The sequence below is a fragment of the Roseateles sp. P5_D6 genome (genome assembly GCF_054049415.1).
Genome location: NZ_JBFUMK010000003.1, coordinates 300,550 through 316,164 on the forward strand (window position 1 = coordinate 300,550; position 15,615 = coordinate 316,164).

The window sequence follows — 15,615 nt, forward strand, 5'->3', positions numbered from 1 at the left end:
TGGAGATGTCGCCCAGTCTGAAGGGACTCGGCTCGCGGGTCCCGGAGACGGTAGATCAAGAGGGTGAGCACGTCACTTTCGCGAAGAAATAGAGCATGCGGCATGCGCGGATCTGGCTCTAGCGTGCAATCTCGTTGAGCATCTCGTGCACTGGCTCGCGTGGCAGGCCTTTGCCAGGCCAAGCGCGCCACGCCATGACCTCCCAGTCGCAGCTGTCCTTGGCGAAGGTCGCGGTCACGGTCTCGCCGGACTCGCACTTGATCTCAAAGCCGTCTGAGCACCACCTCGTGTCGCTCGCGCTCACCTCCACCTTCCCTTCGTGCTTGCGGCTGGACTGCGGCCGGCGCAGGGCCCTCGGTACCAACCAGGCCAATTGCTGTGCGTCGAGCAGCCCATCCCCCCAAATCTGCAGTCTGTCGCCCCCCGCTAGGCCTCCCCCGGGGTCGGAGATATGGTGTGCTACATCAGCAACACACCTCGGAGCTCCCATGACTCCCACCTGGACAGACCAGGCACCGATCTACCAGCAGCTCGCCGACCGACTGGCCGTGCAGCTGCTTGACGGCAGCCCCCCGGAAGGCGAGGCGCTGCCGTCGGTGCGACAGCTCGCCAGCCAGTACGTCATCAACCCGCTCACCGTCACGCGGGCGCTGCAGGCGCTCAGCGAGCACGGCCTGATCGAGTCGCGCCGCGGCCTGGGCATGTATGTGATGAGCGGCGCCCGCGAGCGCTTGCTGCGCCAGGAGCGCGAGCAGTTCCTGCAGAAGGACTGGCCGGCCCTGCGCGCCAAGCTCAAGCGGCTGGGCCTGACCGCCAAGGATCTGAACTGGGAGTCGACATGAACCTCATCGAAGCCAAGAACATCACGCTGCGCTACGGCAAGAAGACGGCGCTGAACGACGTGTCCGTCGCGGTGCCCAAGGGCCGCGTCGTCGGACTGCTGGGCCACAACGGTGCCGGCAAGACCTCCCTCATGAAGGCGATGGTCGGCCTGCTGCCGGTGCAGGGCGAGCTGAGCGTGCTGGGGCTGGAGCCGACCAGGAACCGCCAGCAGCTGCTGACCGAGCTCAGCTACATCCCCGACGTGGCCGTGCTGCCGCGCTGGGCCCGCGTGCACGAGCTGATCACGCTGATGAGCCGGCTGCAGCCCAAGTTCTCGGCCGAGCGCGCCCGCACCTTGCTCAAGCGCACCAGCGTCAGCGAGGGCGACAAGATCAAGAGCCTGTCCAAGGGCATGGTGGCCCAGACGCACCTGGCACTGATCGCCGCCATCGACGCCAAGCTGATGATCCTGGACGAGCCGACGCTGGGCCTGGACGTGGTGTCGCGCAAGAGCTTCTACGAGATGCTCATCGACGAGTGGTGCGACGGCGAACGCAGCGTGCTGATCTCGACGCACCAGGTCGAGGAGGTCGAGGCGCTGCTGTCCGACGTGATCATGCTGGACGAAGGCCGCGTGGCGCTGTCGATCAGCCTGGAGGACATCGACCGCCGTTTCGTGGCGCTGAACCACGACCCGGCCGCCGCCGACGCGATGGCCGCCGCCCACCCGCTGCTGCGCTACCGCGAGCAGGGCCGCACGACCTCGCTGTTCGATGGCCCCCCGCCCGAGCACATCACCAGCCTGGGCCAGCGCGTGCGCCCCAGCCTCGTCGACCTCTTCATGGCGCTGACCCGCAACCCGGCGCTGAACGGCAAGCAAGCCTGAACTGGAGCAAATGCCATGAACAACCACATTCCCACCCTGCTGCTGCGCGAATGGATGCAGCACAAGCGCGGCTGGCTGATCGCCGCCTTCGCCCCCCCGATCCTTTTCCTGGCCATGCTGCCCTTCGGCCATGTGCAGGGCCTGCCGATGGAACACCCGGAGCTGATCGGCCTGGCCATCCTGCTGCTGAGCACCTGCGCGGTGTATGTCATCTGCCTGCTGGTGGCGTTGTTCCAGTTGCCCGGCTTGGCGCGGCGTGATGCGCAGGACCGCTCGATCGAGTTCTGGCTGTCCCTGCCGGGGCGCCCGAGCGAGAGCGTCGCGTCGACTGTGCTGGCGCATGCCTGGCTGGCGCCCTTGGGTGGCGCCGTCGTGGGGGCACTTTTTGGCCTGCCGATCGCGATGTCGGTGCTGGGCAGCAAGGCGGGCTTGGGCGCGGCCATGTCGGTGAACTGGGGCGAGGTCGTCTCGGCGGCAACGCCGCTGCTGCTGCGTGGCCTCGTGGGCACCGTGCCGCTGATGCTGTGGCTGGCGCCGATGATCTTCGTGCTGATGGCCGCTTCGGCCTGGCTCAAGCGCTTGGGCGTGCCGCTGGTCTTCGTCGGCGGCTTCGTTGTCACCCTGGTGCTGCACAAGGTCTACAGCATCGACTGGCCGCTGCAGGCGCTGAGCGATTGGAACGAGCGCCTCGGCCACTCGATGATCAATGACGCTGACGGCCTGAAGTCGGCCCTGATGTCGGATGTCAACCTGTGGACCTGGTCGCTGCAGGACCTGAGCCACACGCTGGCCGATCTCGCCTCGCCGCAGTTCCTGGGCTGGGTCGCCGTGGCCGCCGCTGGTTTCGCGCTGGTGGTGATGAAGCGGGCACGCGGCGCCTGATCGGCCGGCCTGCCCAAAAGCAAACCGGGGTCAGTTCAACTGGCCCCGGTTTTTTGTTTCTGAACGCCTCAGGTCGGTGAACTGGCCAGAGCGTCGGGCGCCGCCGGCGGCACGATGCGCGCTGCCACTTCCTTGCGGAAGCGGTTGAGCTCCTGCACGGTGGCGAAGCTGCGGTCCATCAGCAGGCTCATGTTGTGCAGGATGCGCTCGACGACCTTGTTCTCCCAGACCGAGTCGAACTGGATCTGCTTGTCCAGCCAGCGCTCCAGCCACTCGGGATCGGGCAGGCGGCTCTGGATGGTGTCGCGCGGGAAGAGTTTGGCGTTGACGTGCAGATTGGTCGGGTGCAGGGCCTGGGCCGTGCGGCGGGCGCTGGCCATGAGCACGCCCACCTTGGCGAAGGCCGCGCGGGCCTCGTCGCCGAACTTGGCCATGGCCCGCTTCATGTAGCGCAGATAGGCGCCGCCATGGCGGGCCTCGTCGCGCGACAGGGTTTCGTAGATGGCCTTGATGACGGGCTCGTTGTGCCACTCGGACGCGCGGCGGTACCAGTGGTTCAGGCGGATCTCGCCGCAGAAATGCATCATCAGCGTCTCGAGCGCTGGCGCGGGGTCGAAGTCGAACCGCACCTCGTGCAACTCGGCCTCCGTGGGCACGAGATCAGGGCGGAAGCGCTTGAGGTACTCCATCAGCACCAGGCTGTGCTTTTGCTCCTCGAAGAACCAGACCGACATGAAGGCCGAGAAGTCACTGTCTTCGCGGTTGTCGCGCAGGAACATCTCGGTGGCGGGCAGGGCCGACCACTCGGTGATGGCGTTCATCTTGATGGTCTGGGCCTGTTCGTCGCTCAGCAGGCTGGCGTCGAACTTGTCCCACGGGATGTCGCGGTCCATGTTCCAACGCACGGCTTCGAGTTGCTTGAACAGTTCAGGGTAAAGCATGAGAAATCCTCGTCTAGAGGCGGGATTCTAAAGTTCGCGCCAGCGTGCCATCTCCGGCGCGATTGCGGCCAGGCCGTCGAGGCAGCGCACGCCGTCCTGAGAGCCCGGCAAACGGAGTGCCCGGCTGCTGCAGCTGGCCCAGATTTCGACGGCGGCCGGCAGCTGTGTGCGCAAGCTGGCCAGTCCGTCCAGCGCGGCTCGGGGGGCCAGCTGGCCGGCGAAGCTCAGCGCGACGACATCGACCCGGCAGGCCGCCGCGGCGGCAGGCAACTGCGCCAACGGCGTCTGCACGCCCAGTGACAGGCAGGCGGCGCCCTCCAGGCCCAGCAGGGCCTCGACCATCAGCAGGCCCAGCGCGTGGCTTTCGCCGGGCAGGGTTGTCAACAGCACCCGCGGCTGGCGACCGGTCGGGGGCGGCAGCGCATGCATGGCCTGGCGCAGCACCAACTGCAGGGATTCGCTGTAGAGGTGCTCCTGGAAGATCTGCAGCGCCCCGCTCATCCACAACTCGCCAATGCGCGTCGTCAAAGGCGCGAAGACCTCGATGACGCCACGCCCCAGACCGCGGCGCAGCACGACCTCGGACAGCGCACGCCGCAGCCCCTCGACGTCATGGCCTTGCAGCAAGGCGGCACAGGCGGCGATCTCGAAAGGCTCGACAGCCGCGCCCGCGACGGGCACGGCCGCAGGAGGCTTCAGCAGGGCCGACAACTCCTGCACCGACGCAGCAACGACACGGCCCGGACGGTGGCCGGCGTCCAGCAACCGCTTCACGAGCCGCAGCCGCTGTACCTGTTCCGGCGGGTACAGGCGCTCGCCGGTCGCGTCGCGCCTGGGCGACGGGAAACCATAGCGGCGCTCCCAGACGCGCAGCGTTTCCTTGTGGATGCCGGTATCGCGCTCGACCGCGGTGATGCCGATGCCGTCGAACGAATCATTCATCGCTGGATCTCGGATCGCGCATGGTTCGCCCTGCACAAAGCTGGGACAGTAGTTGATTCCGGCCGCGCGAGAGGGGCGGCCCGCACACCAACAGAAATATTCGACAAAGCGACTTACACGTCCTACTGTTTGTAATTCCGCTGCAGCCACACGGGGCAGAGAAAAACAGCCGCGGCGAGGACAACAATCGTCACAGGAAACCGGTACACGGCCTTGGAATTTCGCGCTCAGTGCCCACTCTCAGGCTACACACCAGTAAAAACCCGAGCCCTGGCTCGGCTCGTACTCTCCGCTCAACCACGAATTTAGGTCGCGCAACCTCTCTGATCTCAGAGCAGCAATCTCGAAGCCGTTCTCCTCCTCCTCCCTCCCTCCCTCGTTGGCTTCGAGGCGTTCTGCGGCCACTTTTATGACCAAGGCCTGCGTCCACGCGACGCAGGCCTTTTTTCAGCTGCGTGTGAGGTGCGCCTGGACTATTTCAACCATCCTTTGCGGCGGAAGTAGATGAAGGGTGCCGCGACGGACAACAGCATCAGCACGAGGGCGAATGGGTAGCCCCAGCTCGACTCCAGTTCCGGCATGTTCTTGAAGTTCATGCCGTAGATCGATGCGATCAGCGTCGGTGGCAGCAAGGCCACGCTGGCCACCGAGAAGATCTTGATGATCTTGTTCTGGTTGATGTTGATGAAGCCGACGGTCGCATCCATCAGGAAGTTGATCTTGTCGAAGAGGAAAGCGGTGTGTGAGTCGAGTGAGTCGATGTCACGCAGGATCTGGCGCGATTCCTCGAACTGCTCGGCGTTGAGCATGCGGCTGCGCATCATGAAGCTGACGGCACGGCGCGTGTCCATGACGTTGCGGCGAATGCGGCCGTTCAAGTCTTCCTCGCGCGCAATGGCCGACAGCACCTCGCCGGCGGCGGCGTCGGTCACGTCGCTCTTCAGCACGCGGACGCTGACGGCCTCGAGCTTGTCGTAGATGCCCTCCAGCACGTCCGCCGAGTACTCGGCGTCGGCGTCGTAGAGCTTGAGCAGCACATCCTTGGCGTCCTCGATCAGGGCCGGAATGCGCCTCGCGCGCAGCCGCAGCAGGCGGAACACCGGCAGGTCCTCGTTGTGGATGGAGAACAGGATGTTGTTGAAGAGGATGAAGGCCACGCGCACATTGCGCGCCGACTTGCCGTCGGGGCCCTCGTCGCCCTCGATGAGGAAGTCGGAGCGGATGTGCAGCTCGCCGTTGTCTTCCTCGTAGAAGCGCGCCGATTCCTCCAGGTCCTCGTCGACGATGTCCTCGGGGATGGTCAGGCCGAAGCGGTCGCGGATCCAGCCCTTCTCCTCGGCGCTCGGGCTTTCCAGGTCGACCCAGACCGGGCGCGACTGGGCCAGGTCCTCGGCGGTTTCGATTTCTTCCTGGAACAGGCCGCCCTTGAGGCGCCCGTTGTCCAGCGTGAACACATTCAGCATGCATCGTCTCCTGGCAGCGCTGGCCAGACTGGCGGAGGACGACGGCGCAGCGCCGTCCGGGGTGGCGGGATTCAGGTCAACCGTCTCACTCCGGGCGGGGCCTCAGGAAGGCCGGCAGCGGGAGTGGACGGTCACCGAGGGTGATCGCTGTCCAAGAAGGGCTCCGTAGGGTGAATAGCCGCGGATTATTGCACCCGCTCAAGACGTGAAAGAAGCCGCGAAAACGAGGCCCTCCAGCCGACAAACGGTCACCGTCATCCCCTTGTCATGCCGCGGCTTCGCGAGCAAACTGGACTCGTCGATTTCCCCACTCCCACCCACCTCCGCTACCCGAAAGACTCTCCTCCTCCCTCCCCCTTCGTCTGTTTTTTCTCAGTTTTCTGGTTTGTTTTCCGACCCATTCCTCTGAAAGGAGGCTTTATGAATCTGACGATCAGTGGCCATCATCTCGAAGTCACGCCCGCTCTGCGCGAGTACGTGCTCACCAAGCTGGACCGTGTGACCCGCCACTTCGACCAGGTCGTTGATATCAACGTCCTGCTGACCGTAGAGAAGCAAAAGGAGAAGGAACGCCGCCAGCGCGCCGAAGTGACCCTGCATGTGAAGGGCCGCGACATCTTTGTCGAGCAATCCCACGAGGATCTGTACGCCGCCATTGATCAATTGATGGACAAGCTGGACCGTCAGGTCTGCCGCCACAAGGACAAGGTGCAGGACCATCACCACGCCTCGGCCAAGCGCCTCGAGGTACCCGCACGCTGAAGCCCCTGGCTCATCTCGCGGCGGCCTGCGGGCCGCTTTTGTTTTTGCGATGCACAATCCATGGCTGCTCTCGGCAATCGGTTGTTGCTGCAGTGCCGCAAAAACCCGCATTCATGGGTGGTCAGAGGCGTTTTCCACGTCTCTAGGGGCTACCGCCCACCCCAAAACGACGCAGGGTTCCATAATCTGTCGCTCTGATTGACCCACCAGCCCGGCACGGCCGCGCCTATCCGGCGCCCCCGATGCTTGGCCTCAACCCATGAACCGTCTCGCCGCCATCCTGCCTGCCGACAACGTGTTGGTGAACGTGGATGCGTCCAGCAAGAAACGCGCCTTTGAACACGCTGGCTTGCTGTTCGAAAACCACCACCAGATGGGCCGGGCGCTGGTCACCGACAACCTCTTCGCCCGAGAGCGTCTGGGCTCGACCGGCCTGGGACACGGCGTCGCCATCCCGCATGGCCGCGTCAAGGGCCTGAAGAACCCGCTGGCTGCGGTGCTGCGGCTGGCCCAGCCCATCGGCTTCGATGCGCCGGATGACGAGCCCGTCGGGTTGCTGATCTTCCTGCTCGTGCCCGAAGCGGCCACGCAGCGTCATCTGGAGATCCTGTCCGAGATCGCCGAGATGCTGTCCGACCGCGAACTGCGCGAGCAGCTCAAGGCCGAGCCGGACGCCGCCACCCTGCACAAGCTGATTGCGGCCTGGGAGCCGCTGAAATCAGTCGCTTGATGCCGCTTTTCGACGCTTCGCGTAAACCCTCGGTTTGAAACCCACCTCGATCAGCGCGGAAAGGCTTTTCGAAGAGCACCGCGAGGCCTTGCGCTGGGAGTGGATCGCCGGCCACGCCCACCCGGAACGCCGCTTCGACGAAGCGGCCGTGCGCGATGCGCAGAGTGCGGCCGACCTGGTCGGCTACCTGAACTACATCCATCCCTACCGCGTCCAGATCGTCGGCCGTCGTGAGGTGGCCTATCTGAACCAGGAAGGCACCGACGTTCAGGACCGGCGCATTTCCCGCATCGTCACGCTGGAGCCGCCGGTCATCATCGTCGCCGACGACAGCTTGCCGCCGCCGCGCCTCGTCGCCATGTGCGACCGGGCCGAAATTCCGCTGTTCCGCACCAATGAGTCCGCCGGTCATGTCATCGACCTGGTGCGCGGCTACCTGTCCCAGCTGTTTGCCAACCGCACGACCCGCCACGGTGTCTTCATGGACATCCTGGGCCTGGGCGTGCTGCTGACCGGCGAATCGGGCCTGGGCAAGAGCGAACTCGGCCTGGAGCTGATCTCGCGCGGCCACGGCCTGGTCGCCGACGACGCGGTCGACTTCTTCCGCATCGCCCAGACCGCCATCGAAGGCCGCTGCCCGGAGCTGCTGCTCAATCTGCTGGAAGTACGAGGCATCGGCCTGCTCGACATCAAGTCCATCTTTGGCGAGACGGCGGTGCGCCGCAAGATGCGCCTCAAGCTCATCGTCCACCTGGTGCGCAAGGAGACGATGGAGCGCGACTTCGAGCGCCTGCCCTATGAGCCTCTGTATGAGGATGTGCTGGGCATGCCGGTGCGCAAGGTCGTCATCGCCGTGGACGCGGGCCGCAACTTGGCCGTGCTGGTGGAGGCCGCCGTGCGCAACACCATCCTGCAGCTGCGCGGTATCGACACCTACAAGGAGTTCGTCGAGCGCCACCAGCGCGCCATCGACAACGGCTCGATGGATTGAAGCCCCTCGCCCGAGGGGAGCGCTCAGCTGCGGTTCGGGCAGTCCGTCTTCAGGCAGGTCGCGTACAGCGCCAGCGAATGCTCCTGCAGCTGGAAGCCACGTTCGCCCGCGATGGCGTGCTGGCGCTCCTCGATGCCGGGGTCGAAGAACTCCTCGACTTTGCCGCAGTTCAGGCAAACGAGGTGGTCGTGGTGGTGGCCCTCGTTGAGCTCATAGACGGCCTTGCCGGTCTCAAAATGGTTGCGGCTCAACAGGCCCGCCTGCTCGAACTGCTGCAGCACGCGATAGACCGTCGCCAGGCCGATATCGGCGCCCTCGCCAAGCAAAGCCTTGTAAACATCTTCAGCGGTCATGTGACGCTGCGCCGCGCGCTGGAAGATCTCGAGGATCTTGATGCGCGGCAGCGTCGCCTTGAGGCCGCTGTTCTTGATGTCGCTGGTCTGGTTCTTGGCGGAAGAGGGCATGGCGGGGAGCAAAGGAGGCCAGGGAGGGCCCCGCTAGAATCCGCCGATCATAGCCAGCCGGCCTGCCGGCCGGCGCTTCCCGTCCCCTTCCTGCCCCTTCAGCCAGCCGCCCGATGCGTCCCCTGCTTGCCTCTCTCCCGCTGCTTGCACTGCTCGGCGGCTGCTCCTACTTACCCACCTGGGATTCCCTGCCAAGCCTGCCGTCGGTCACCGGCGAAAAGGTGCTGGGCCTGCTGACGCCCTATCGCGTCGAGGTCGTGCAGGGCAATGTGCTGACCAAGGAGATGGTCGCCCGCGTCAAGCCCGGCATGCCCAAGGCGCAGGTGCGCGACCTGCTCGGCTCGCCGCTGCTGACCGACGTCTTCCACGAGGCGCGCTGGGACTATGTCTTCACGATCCGCCGCCAGGGTGCCGCGCCGCAGCAGCGCCTGGTTGTGGCCCTGTTCGACGGCGACAAGCTCAAGTCCCTGGATGTGCCCGACGACCTGCCGGCCGAGAACGACTTCGTGGCCGCCATCAACACCTTCAAGCCGAGCAGCAAGAACCCGAAGCTGGAATTGAGCGAGGCCGAGCGCGACGCCCTGCCCCCGCCCAAGAAGAGCACCGAGGCCGCGCCCACGGCCGCCGCCGAAGGCCCGGCGCCGGGCCGCACTTATCCGCCGCTGGACGCCAAGCCGGGTTCGGGCTCGTGATCAAGGTCGCAGTGATGGGCGCCTCCGGGCGCATGGGCAAGATGCTCATCGAGGCCGTCGAGGCGGCCGACGACTGCAGTCTGCACGTCACGCTGGATAGGGGCGACGACGTCCGCGCAGGCCTGGCTGGCGCCGACGTGATGATCGACTTCACCCGCCCCGAGGCGACGCTGGCTCATCTGGCTGTTTGCGCCGAACTGGGCGTCAAGGCCGTGGTCGGCACGACCGGCTTCGACGAAGCCCAGAAGGCCGAGATCGCCAGATTCGCCGAGCGCACCGCCGTCGTCTTCGCGCCCAACATGAGCGTTGGCGTCAACGTCGTGCTCAAGCTGCTGGACATGGCCGCCCGCGCGCTGAACGAGGGCTATGACATCGAGATCGTCGAGGCCCACCACCGCATGAAGGTGGACGCCCCCAGCGGCACGGCCCTGCAAATGGGCCAGGTCGTCGCCGACGCCCTGGGCCGCGACCTGAAGACTAGCGCCGTGTATGGCCGCGAAGGCGTCACGGGCGCGCGCGACCCGTCCACCATCGGCTTCGCCACCGTGCGTGGCGGTGACATCATCGGCGACCACACCGTCCTGTTCGCCGGCATCGGCGAGCGCATCGAGGTCAGCCACAAGGCCACCAACCGCGGCATCTATGCCCAGGGCAGCCTGCGCTGCGCGCGCTTTCTGGCCGGCGGCAAGAAGGCCGGCCTGTTCGGCATGAACGACGTCCTCGGATTCAACGGCTGATATGGGCGGCTTCGCGGACTTCTGGGCCCAAAGCGACCTGGTCGGCCGCGCGGTGGCGCTGCTGCTGCTGGCCATGTCGGTCAGCGCCTGGGCGCTGATCCTGTGGAAGGCCTGGCTGCTGCGCCGCGCCCGCCGCGGCCTCGTGCGCGCGGTGCCGGCCTTCTGGGGCGCGGCCGGTGTTGCTGAGGGCCGCAGTGCGCTGCTGAGCTTCGACACCGAAGGCCTGTTGCTGCCGCTGCTGGACGCCGCCACGGCCGAGACCCGCAGCGCCACGCTGGACGCCGCCGGCAAACGTGAATCCCGCCTGACCCGCCGCCTGCGCGACGCGCTGCATGCCGTGCTGGCCAAGCTCCAGTTCGGCCAGGTGCTGCTGGCCTCGGTTGGTGCGACGGCGCCCTTTGTGGGCTTGTTCGGCACCGTCTGGGGCATCTATCACGCGCTGGCCAGCATCTCCGCGGCCGGCAACATCACCATCGACAAGATCTCCGGGCCCGTCGGCGAGGCGCTGATCATGACGGCCGCCGGTCTGGCCGTGGCCATTCCGGCCGTGCTGGCCTACAACGTCTTCGGCAAGCTGGTTGCGGCCTGCGAGGCCGACCTCGAAGGTTTCGCGCACGACCTGCGCGAGTTGCTGGACCACGATTGATCATGAGCTTCGGGCGACTTGAAAGGCCTGACGCCGCTCGCCCGATGAGCGACATCAACATGACGCCGCTGATCGACGTCATGCTGGTGCTGCTGGTCATCTTCATGATCACCGCGCCCTTGATGACCGCATCCCTGCGCCTGGACCTGCCCAAGAGCGAGGCCGCCACGCCCAGCGATGCGCCGAGCTTCATCGCCGTGGCCATCACGCCGGACGGCAAGCTGCATCTCGGCGACGACGAGCTGCCGCCCGAGGCCTTCCAGAAGCGCATTTCCGAACTCGGCCGCGCCAATGCGCAACTGGAAGTGCAACTGCGCGCCGACCGCGCCGTGCCCTATGGCCAGGTCGCCGAGCTGATCGGCTGGGTGCAGGCCGCGGGATTGAACCGCATCGCCTTCGTCGCCCAGGCCGCCGCTTCAGCACCGTGATCGAAGGGTCGCCAGAGGGGCGACCCATACAATTTGGCGTATGAACGCCAAGACCGAAGCGCCCAGCTACAACCCGAACGAGATCGAAGCCGCCGCCCGTGCCTACTGGACGGAGCGCGATGCCTACCGCGTGACCGAAGACGCGAGCAAGCCGCACTTCTACGCCTGCTCCATGCTGCCCTACCCGTCGGGCAAGCTGCACATGGGCCATGTGCGCAACTACACGATTAACGACATGCTGGCGCGCCAGCTGCGGATGAAGGGCTTCAATGTCCTGATGCCCATGGGCTGGGACGCCTTCGGCCTGCCGGCTGAAAACGCCGCGATGAAGGGCAAGGTGCCGCCCGCGCAGTGGACCTACTCCAACATCGCCCACATGAAGGGCCAGATGCAGGCCATGGGCCTGGCCATCGACTGGAGCCGCGAGGTCGCGACCTGCCAGCCCAGCTACTACAAGTGGAACCAATGGCTGTTCCTGAAGATGCTGGAAAAGGGCATCGCCGAGCGCCGCACTCAAGTTGTCAACTGGGACCCGGTGGACCAGACGGTGCTGGCCAACGAGCAGGTCATCGACGGCCGTGGCTGGCGCTCGGGCGCGCTGGTGGAAAAGCGTGAGATCCCGGGCTACTACCTGAAGATCACGCAGTACGCCGAGGAGCTGCTGTCGGCGGTCGCTGATCCGGCTGACCCCAATTACCTCAGCGGCTGGCCCGAGCGCGTGCGGCTGATGCAGGAGAACTGGATCGGCAAGAGCCAGGGCGTGCGCTTTGCCTTCCCGCACACGATCGAAGGCGGCGGTGGCCGGCTGTGGGTGTTCACGACACGCGCCGACACCATCATGGGCGTGACCTTCTGCGCCGTGGCGCCGGAGCATCCGCTGGCGACCGTTGCGGCCAAGGACAAGCCTGAAGTCGCCCGCTTCATCGAGGAATGCAAGGCCGGCGGCACGACGGAGGCCGAGCTGGCGACGCAGGACAAGAAGGGCGTGCCCACGGGCCTGTTCGTCACGCACCCCATCACCGGTGCGCAGGTCGAGGTCTGGGTCGGCAACTACGTGCTGATGAGCTACGGCGACGGCGCCGTCATGGGCGTGCCGGCGCACGATGAGCGCGACTTCGCGTTTGCGCTGAAGTACGGCCTGCCCATCAAGCAGGTCATCGACGTTGACGGCCAGGCCTACGACGACAAGAAGTGGGCCGAGTGGTACGGCGACAAGCAAAAGGCGCGCTGCATCAACTCCGGCGTGCTCGATGGGCTCGGCCATGTCGAGGCCGTCAACAAGGTTGCCGAGCTGCTGGCCGACAAGGGCCTGGGCGAGAAGAAGACGACCTGGCGCCTGCGCGACTGGGGCGTTAGCCGCCAGCGCTACTGGGGCACGCCGATTCCCATCATCCATTGCGAGACGTGTGGCGTGGTGCCGGTGCCGGAGAAGGACCTGCCCGTCGTGCTGCCCGACGACCTGATCCCCGACGGCAGCGGCAACCCACTGAACAAGCACGCGGCCTTCCTGAACGTCGCCTGCCCGAGCTGCGGCAAGCCGGCCCAGCGCGAGACGGACACGATGGACACCTTCGTCGATTCGTCCTGGTACTTCATGCGCTATTGCGACCCGACCAACGATCAGGCCATGGTCGCGGACGGCACGAAGTACTGGATGCCGATGAACCAGTACATCGGCGGCATCGAGCACGCCATCCTGCACCTGCTGTACGCCCGCTTCTGGACCAAGGCGATGCGCGACCTGGGCCTCGTGACGATCAGCGAGCCGTTCGAGAAGCTGCTGACCCAGGGCATGGTCTTGAAGGGCGCGTTCTTCCACAAGCCCGAGGGTGGCGGCAAGGACTACTACTGGGACCACGAGATCGACGTCATCCACGACGACAAGGGCGGCATCGCCGGCGCCAAGCTGAAGAAGGACGGCACGCCGCTCGAGTACGAGATGACGACGATGTCCAAGTCCAAGAACAACGGCGTGGACCCGCAGGCGCTGATCGACCAGTACGGCGCCGACACGGCCCGCCTGTTCGTCATGTTCGCCAGCCCCCCGGAGCAGACGCTGGAATGGAACGACGCGGCCGTCGAAGGCGCGCACCGCTTCCTGAAGCGCGTGTGGAACTTCGGCGCGCGCAATGCCGACGCGATCAAGTCCGGCGGCCAGGACTTCGCCGCGCTGAACGGCGACGGCAAGGCGCTGCGCCGCGAGGTGCACAACGTGCTCAAGCAGGTCAGCTACGACTACGAGCGCATGCAGTACAACACCGTCGTCTCCGGCGCAATGAAGCTGCTCAATGCACTCGAGGGCTTCAAGGCCGAAGGCCAGGCGGCAGCGGTGCGCGACGGCTTCTCGGTGCTGCTGCGTGTGCTCTACCCCGCCACGCCCCACGTTGCCCACCAGCTCTGGCAAGACCTCGGCTTCGCGGCCGAACTCGGTGACTTGCTCGACGCACCCTGGCCGACGGTCGACGAGGCCGCGCTGGTGCAGGACGAGATCGAGCTGATGTTGCAGGTCAACGGCAAGCTGCGCGGCGCAGTCAAGGTGCCGGCCTCAGCCGACAAGGCGGCCATTGAAGCTGCGGCGCTCGCGACCGAGGAGTTCGCCAAGTTCGCCGAGGGCAAGGCCCCGAAGAAGGTCGTCATCGTGCCTGGCCGCCTCGTCAACATCGTCGTCTGATGGACCGCCGCATCGCTCTGTTCAGCCTCGCAGCCCTCGCCGGCTGCGGCTTCGAGCTGCGCCACGAGCCCGTGCTCTCCTTCCAGACCCTGGCGCTGACCGGCTTCCCGCCGGAATCGCCACTGGCTGCCGGCCTCAAGCGCCAGATCAAGCGCACACCGGTGCAGCTGCTGGACGACCCGGCCCGCGCCCAGGTCGTGCTGGAAGCCACCCGCGAGTTCCGCGACCGCACCGTCGTCGCGTCCACCAGCGTCGGCCAGGTGCGTGAGTTCCAGCTCCGCCTGCAGTTCGACTACCTGATCCGCACGGCGGCGGGCGAGCTGCTGGTGCCCAAGGTGGAGCTGCGCCTGGCCCGCGACATGACCTACACCGAGACCTGGGCGCTGGCCAAGGAGCAGGAGGCCGCCAACCTGTACGGCGCGATGCACTCCGACGCGATCGCGCAAGTCATGCGCCGCCTCGCCGCCGTGAAGCTCCAAGGCTGATGCAGCTGCGCGCCGAGGGCCTCAGCGCCCATCTCGCCAAGGGCCTGGCCCGCATCTACACCGTGCACGGCGACGAGCCGCTGCTCGCGCAGGAGGCGGCGGACCAGATCCGCGCCGCCGCCCGCGCCAACGGCTTCGGCGAGCGGCAGATCTTCATCGTCAGCGGTGCCTATTTCGACTGGGYGCCGGTGCTGGCCGCCGCGCAGGCCATGAGCCTGTTCTCCGAGCGCCAGTTCATCGAGATCCGCATCCCCAGCGGCAAACCCGGCAAGGAGGGCTCCGAGGCCTTGCAGCGCTATGCCCAGGCCGCGCCCGACGACGTGCTGACCCTGGTCACGCTGCCGCGGTTGGACAAGACCCAGCTGTCCAGCGCCTGGTTCATGGCGCTGGACGGCAACGGCGCGTCCATCCGCGTCGAACTCGTGGAGCGACGCCTGCTGCCCGCCTGGCTGGCCCAACGCCTGCGCGCGCAGGGGCAGTCGGTGCCCGAGGGCGAGGATGGGCAGAAAGCCCTGGCCTTCTTCGCCGACCGCGTCGAGGGCAATCTGCTGGCCGCCCACCAGGAATTGCAGAAGCTCGCCCTGCTGCATCCCAAGGGCGAGCTGACGCTGGAGCAGATCGAGGCGGCCGTGCTGGACGTGGCGCGCTTCGACGTCTTCAAGCTCAGCGAGGCCGTGCTGTCGGGCGCCGTGCCGCGCATGCTGCGCATGCTGGACGGCCTGGAGGCCGAGGGCGAGGCCGCCGTGCTGGTGCACTGGACGCTGGCTGAGGACACGCGGGCTTTGGCCCGCGTGCGCGCCGCGCTGGACGCCGGCAAGCCGCTGCCATTGGCGCTGCGCGAGGCGCGCGTCTGGGGCGCCAAGGAGCGTCTCATTGAACGCATCGCGCCGCGGCTGGACGCTGCCCAGGCTGGTGCCCTGGTGCAGGCGGCGCAGATCTGCGATGGCCTCGTCAAAGGCCTGCGCCACCCCGACTGGCCCAGCGACCCCTGGGCCGCGCTGCGCCGCCTGGCCCTGATGCTTGGCGAGGCCGCCAGCGGAAAAACTGGGGCAGTTCTGGCTGCCCGTTGACCC

The 15,615-nt window shown here is 66.5% G+C and carries 17 protein-coding genes and 1 pseudogene; 13 read left to right on the top strand and 5 right to left on the bottom strand.

All coding sequences use genetic code 11. The annotated features are described in order from the left end of the window. Positions 1–130: 130 nt before the first annotated feature. Positions 131–376, bottom strand: a pseudogene (locus ACXJKM_RS05395) (IS3 family transposase); the annotation flags it as partial. Positions 377–488: 112 nt separating this feature from the next. Between ACXJKM_RS05395 and ACXJKM_RS05400 the strand changes: the two are divergent. Genes ACXJKM_RS05400 through ACXJKM_RS05410 form a run of 3 tightly spaced genes read left to right on the top strand, consistent with a single transcriptional unit; the run spans position 489 to position 2,590 of the window. Continuing rightward, complete coding sequence (locus tag ACXJKM_RS05400; protein WP_056200043.1) at positions 489–842, top strand: GntR family transcriptional regulator; 354 nt, start codon at positions 489–491, stop codon at positions 840–842. Next, entirely contained in the window at positions 839–1,708 is an 870-nt protein-coding gene (locus tag ACXJKM_RS05405) for an ABC transporter ATP-binding protein (RefSeq protein ID WP_056200047.1), read from the top strand. The genes ACXJKM_RS05400 and ACXJKM_RS05405 overlap by 4 nt, the downstream gene beginning before the upstream one ends. 15 nt (positions 1,709–1,723) lie before the next feature. Continuing rightward, positions 1,724–2,590 (top strand): hypothetical protein, encoded by an 867-nt coding sequence (locus tag ACXJKM_RS05410; RefSeq protein WP_457325001.1) that lies wholly within the window; start codon positions 1,724–1,726, stop codon positions 2,588–2,590. A gap of 68 nt (positions 2,591–2,658) precedes the next feature. On the opposite strand, the gene ACXJKM_RS05415 is transcribed toward ACXJKM_RS05410, so the two are convergent. From ACXJKM_RS05415 to corA, 3 genes are all read right to left on the bottom strand, one after another. After that, the gene (locus tag ACXJKM_RS05415; protein WP_056200052.1) at positions 2,659–3,531 is read right to left on the bottom strand and encodes a ferritin family protein; all 873 of its coding nucleotides are present in this window, start codon (positions 3,529–3,531) and stop codon (positions 2,659–2,661) included. A 27-nt stretch (positions 3,532–3,558) separates the two neighbouring features. Further along, entirely contained in the window at positions 3,559–4,473 is a 915-nt protein-coding gene (locus ACXJKM_RS05420; RefSeq protein ID WP_457350807.1) for a MerR family transcriptional regulator, read from the bottom strand. A 473-nt stretch (positions 4,474–4,946) separates the two neighbouring features. After that, the gene (gene corA, locus ACXJKM_RS05425) at positions 4,947–5,936 is read right to left on the bottom strand and encodes a magnesium/cobalt transporter CorA (RefSeq protein WP_056200057.1); all 990 of its coding nucleotides are present in this window, start codon (positions 5,934–5,936) and stop codon (positions 4,947–4,949) included. Positions 5,937–6,356: 420 nt separating this feature from the next. Here corA and hpf point away from each other — a divergent pair, with 420 nt between their 5' ends. The 3 genes from hpf to hprK all read left to right on the top strand — a co-directional run bounded on the left by hpf (position 6,357) and on the right by hprK (position 8,419). Next, positions 6,357–6,698, top strand: coding sequence for a ribosome hibernation-promoting factor, HPF/YfiA family (gene hpf, locus ACXJKM_RS05430; RefSeq protein ID WP_056200061.1), 342 nt, complete (start codon positions 6,357–6,359; stop codon positions 6,696–6,698). A 259-nt stretch (positions 6,699–6,957) separates the two neighbouring features. Then, positions 6,958–7,428, top strand: coding sequence for a PTS sugar transporter subunit IIA (locus ACXJKM_RS05435; protein WP_056200063.1), 471 nt, complete (start codon positions 6,958–6,960; stop codon positions 7,426–7,428). A 34-nt stretch (positions 7,429–7,462) separates the two neighbouring features. Next, positions 7,463–8,419 (top strand): HPr(Ser) kinase/phosphatase, encoded by a 957-nt coding sequence (gene hprK, locus ACXJKM_RS05440; protein WP_056200066.1) that lies wholly within the window; start codon positions 7,463–7,465, stop codon positions 8,417–8,419. A gap of 23 nt (positions 8,420–8,442) precedes the next feature. On the opposite strand, the gene fur is transcribed toward hprK, so the two are convergent. Further along, positions 8,443–8,883 (bottom strand): ferric iron uptake transcriptional regulator, encoded by a 441-nt coding sequence (gene fur / locus ACXJKM_RS05445; protein WP_056200069.1) that lies wholly within the window; start codon positions 8,881–8,883, stop codon positions 8,443–8,445. A 113-nt stretch (positions 8,884–8,996) separates the two neighbouring features. Between fur and ACXJKM_RS05450 the strand changes: the two genes are divergently transcribed. Genes ACXJKM_RS05450 through holA form a run of 7 tightly spaced genes read left to right on the top strand, consistent with a single transcriptional unit; the run spans position 8,997 to position 15,612 of the window. Next, positions 8,997–9,575 (top strand): outer membrane protein assembly factor BamE, encoded by a 579-nt coding sequence (locus tag ACXJKM_RS05450; protein WP_457321221.1) that lies wholly within the window; start codon positions 8,997–8,999, stop codon positions 9,573–9,575. Continuing rightward, the gene (dapB, locus tag ACXJKM_RS05455) at positions 9,572–10,312 is read left to right on the top strand and encodes a 4-hydroxy-tetrahydrodipicolinate reductase (protein ID WP_268795276.1); all 741 of its coding nucleotides are present in this window, start codon (positions 9,572–9,574) and stop codon (positions 10,310–10,312) included. The genes ACXJKM_RS05450 and dapB overlap by 4 nt, the downstream gene beginning before the upstream one ends. A gap of 1 nt (position 10,313) precedes the next feature. Continuing rightward, on the top strand, positions 10,314–10,958 hold the full coding sequence (locus ACXJKM_RS05460; RefSeq protein ID WP_056200074.1) for a MotA/TolQ/ExbB proton channel family protein: 645 nt from the start codon (positions 10,314–10,316) through the stop codon (positions 10,956–10,958). A gap of 2 nt (positions 10,959–10,960) precedes the next feature. Then, positions 10,961–11,386, top strand: a complete 426-nt coding sequence (locus tag ACXJKM_RS05465) for an ExbD/TolR family protein (RefSeq protein WP_457350810.1) — start codon at positions 10,961–10,963, stop codon at positions 11,384–11,386. 40 nt (positions 11,387–11,426) lie between these two features. Continuing rightward, a complete protein-coding gene (gene leuS / locus ACXJKM_RS05470) occupies positions 11,427–14,057 on the top strand; it encodes a leucine--tRNA ligase (RefSeq protein ID WP_457350812.1) in 2,631 nt (876 codons plus the stop codon). Then, positions 14,057–14,542: an LPS-assembly lipoprotein LptE gene (locus ACXJKM_RS05475; protein ID WP_457321213.1), complete on the top strand. Its 486-nt coding sequence runs from the start codon at positions 14,057–14,059 to the stop codon at positions 14,540–14,542. The genes leuS and ACXJKM_RS05475 overlap by 1 nt, the downstream gene beginning before the upstream one ends. Next, positions 14,542–15,612, top strand: a complete 1,071-nt coding sequence (holA, locus tag ACXJKM_RS05480; protein WP_457350814.1) for a DNA polymerase III subunit delta — start codon at positions 14,542–14,544, stop codon at positions 15,610–15,612. Before ACXJKM_RS05475 ends, holA begins: the two co-directional genes overlap by 1 nt. The last annotated feature ends 3 nt before the right edge of the window (positions 15,613–15,615 follow it).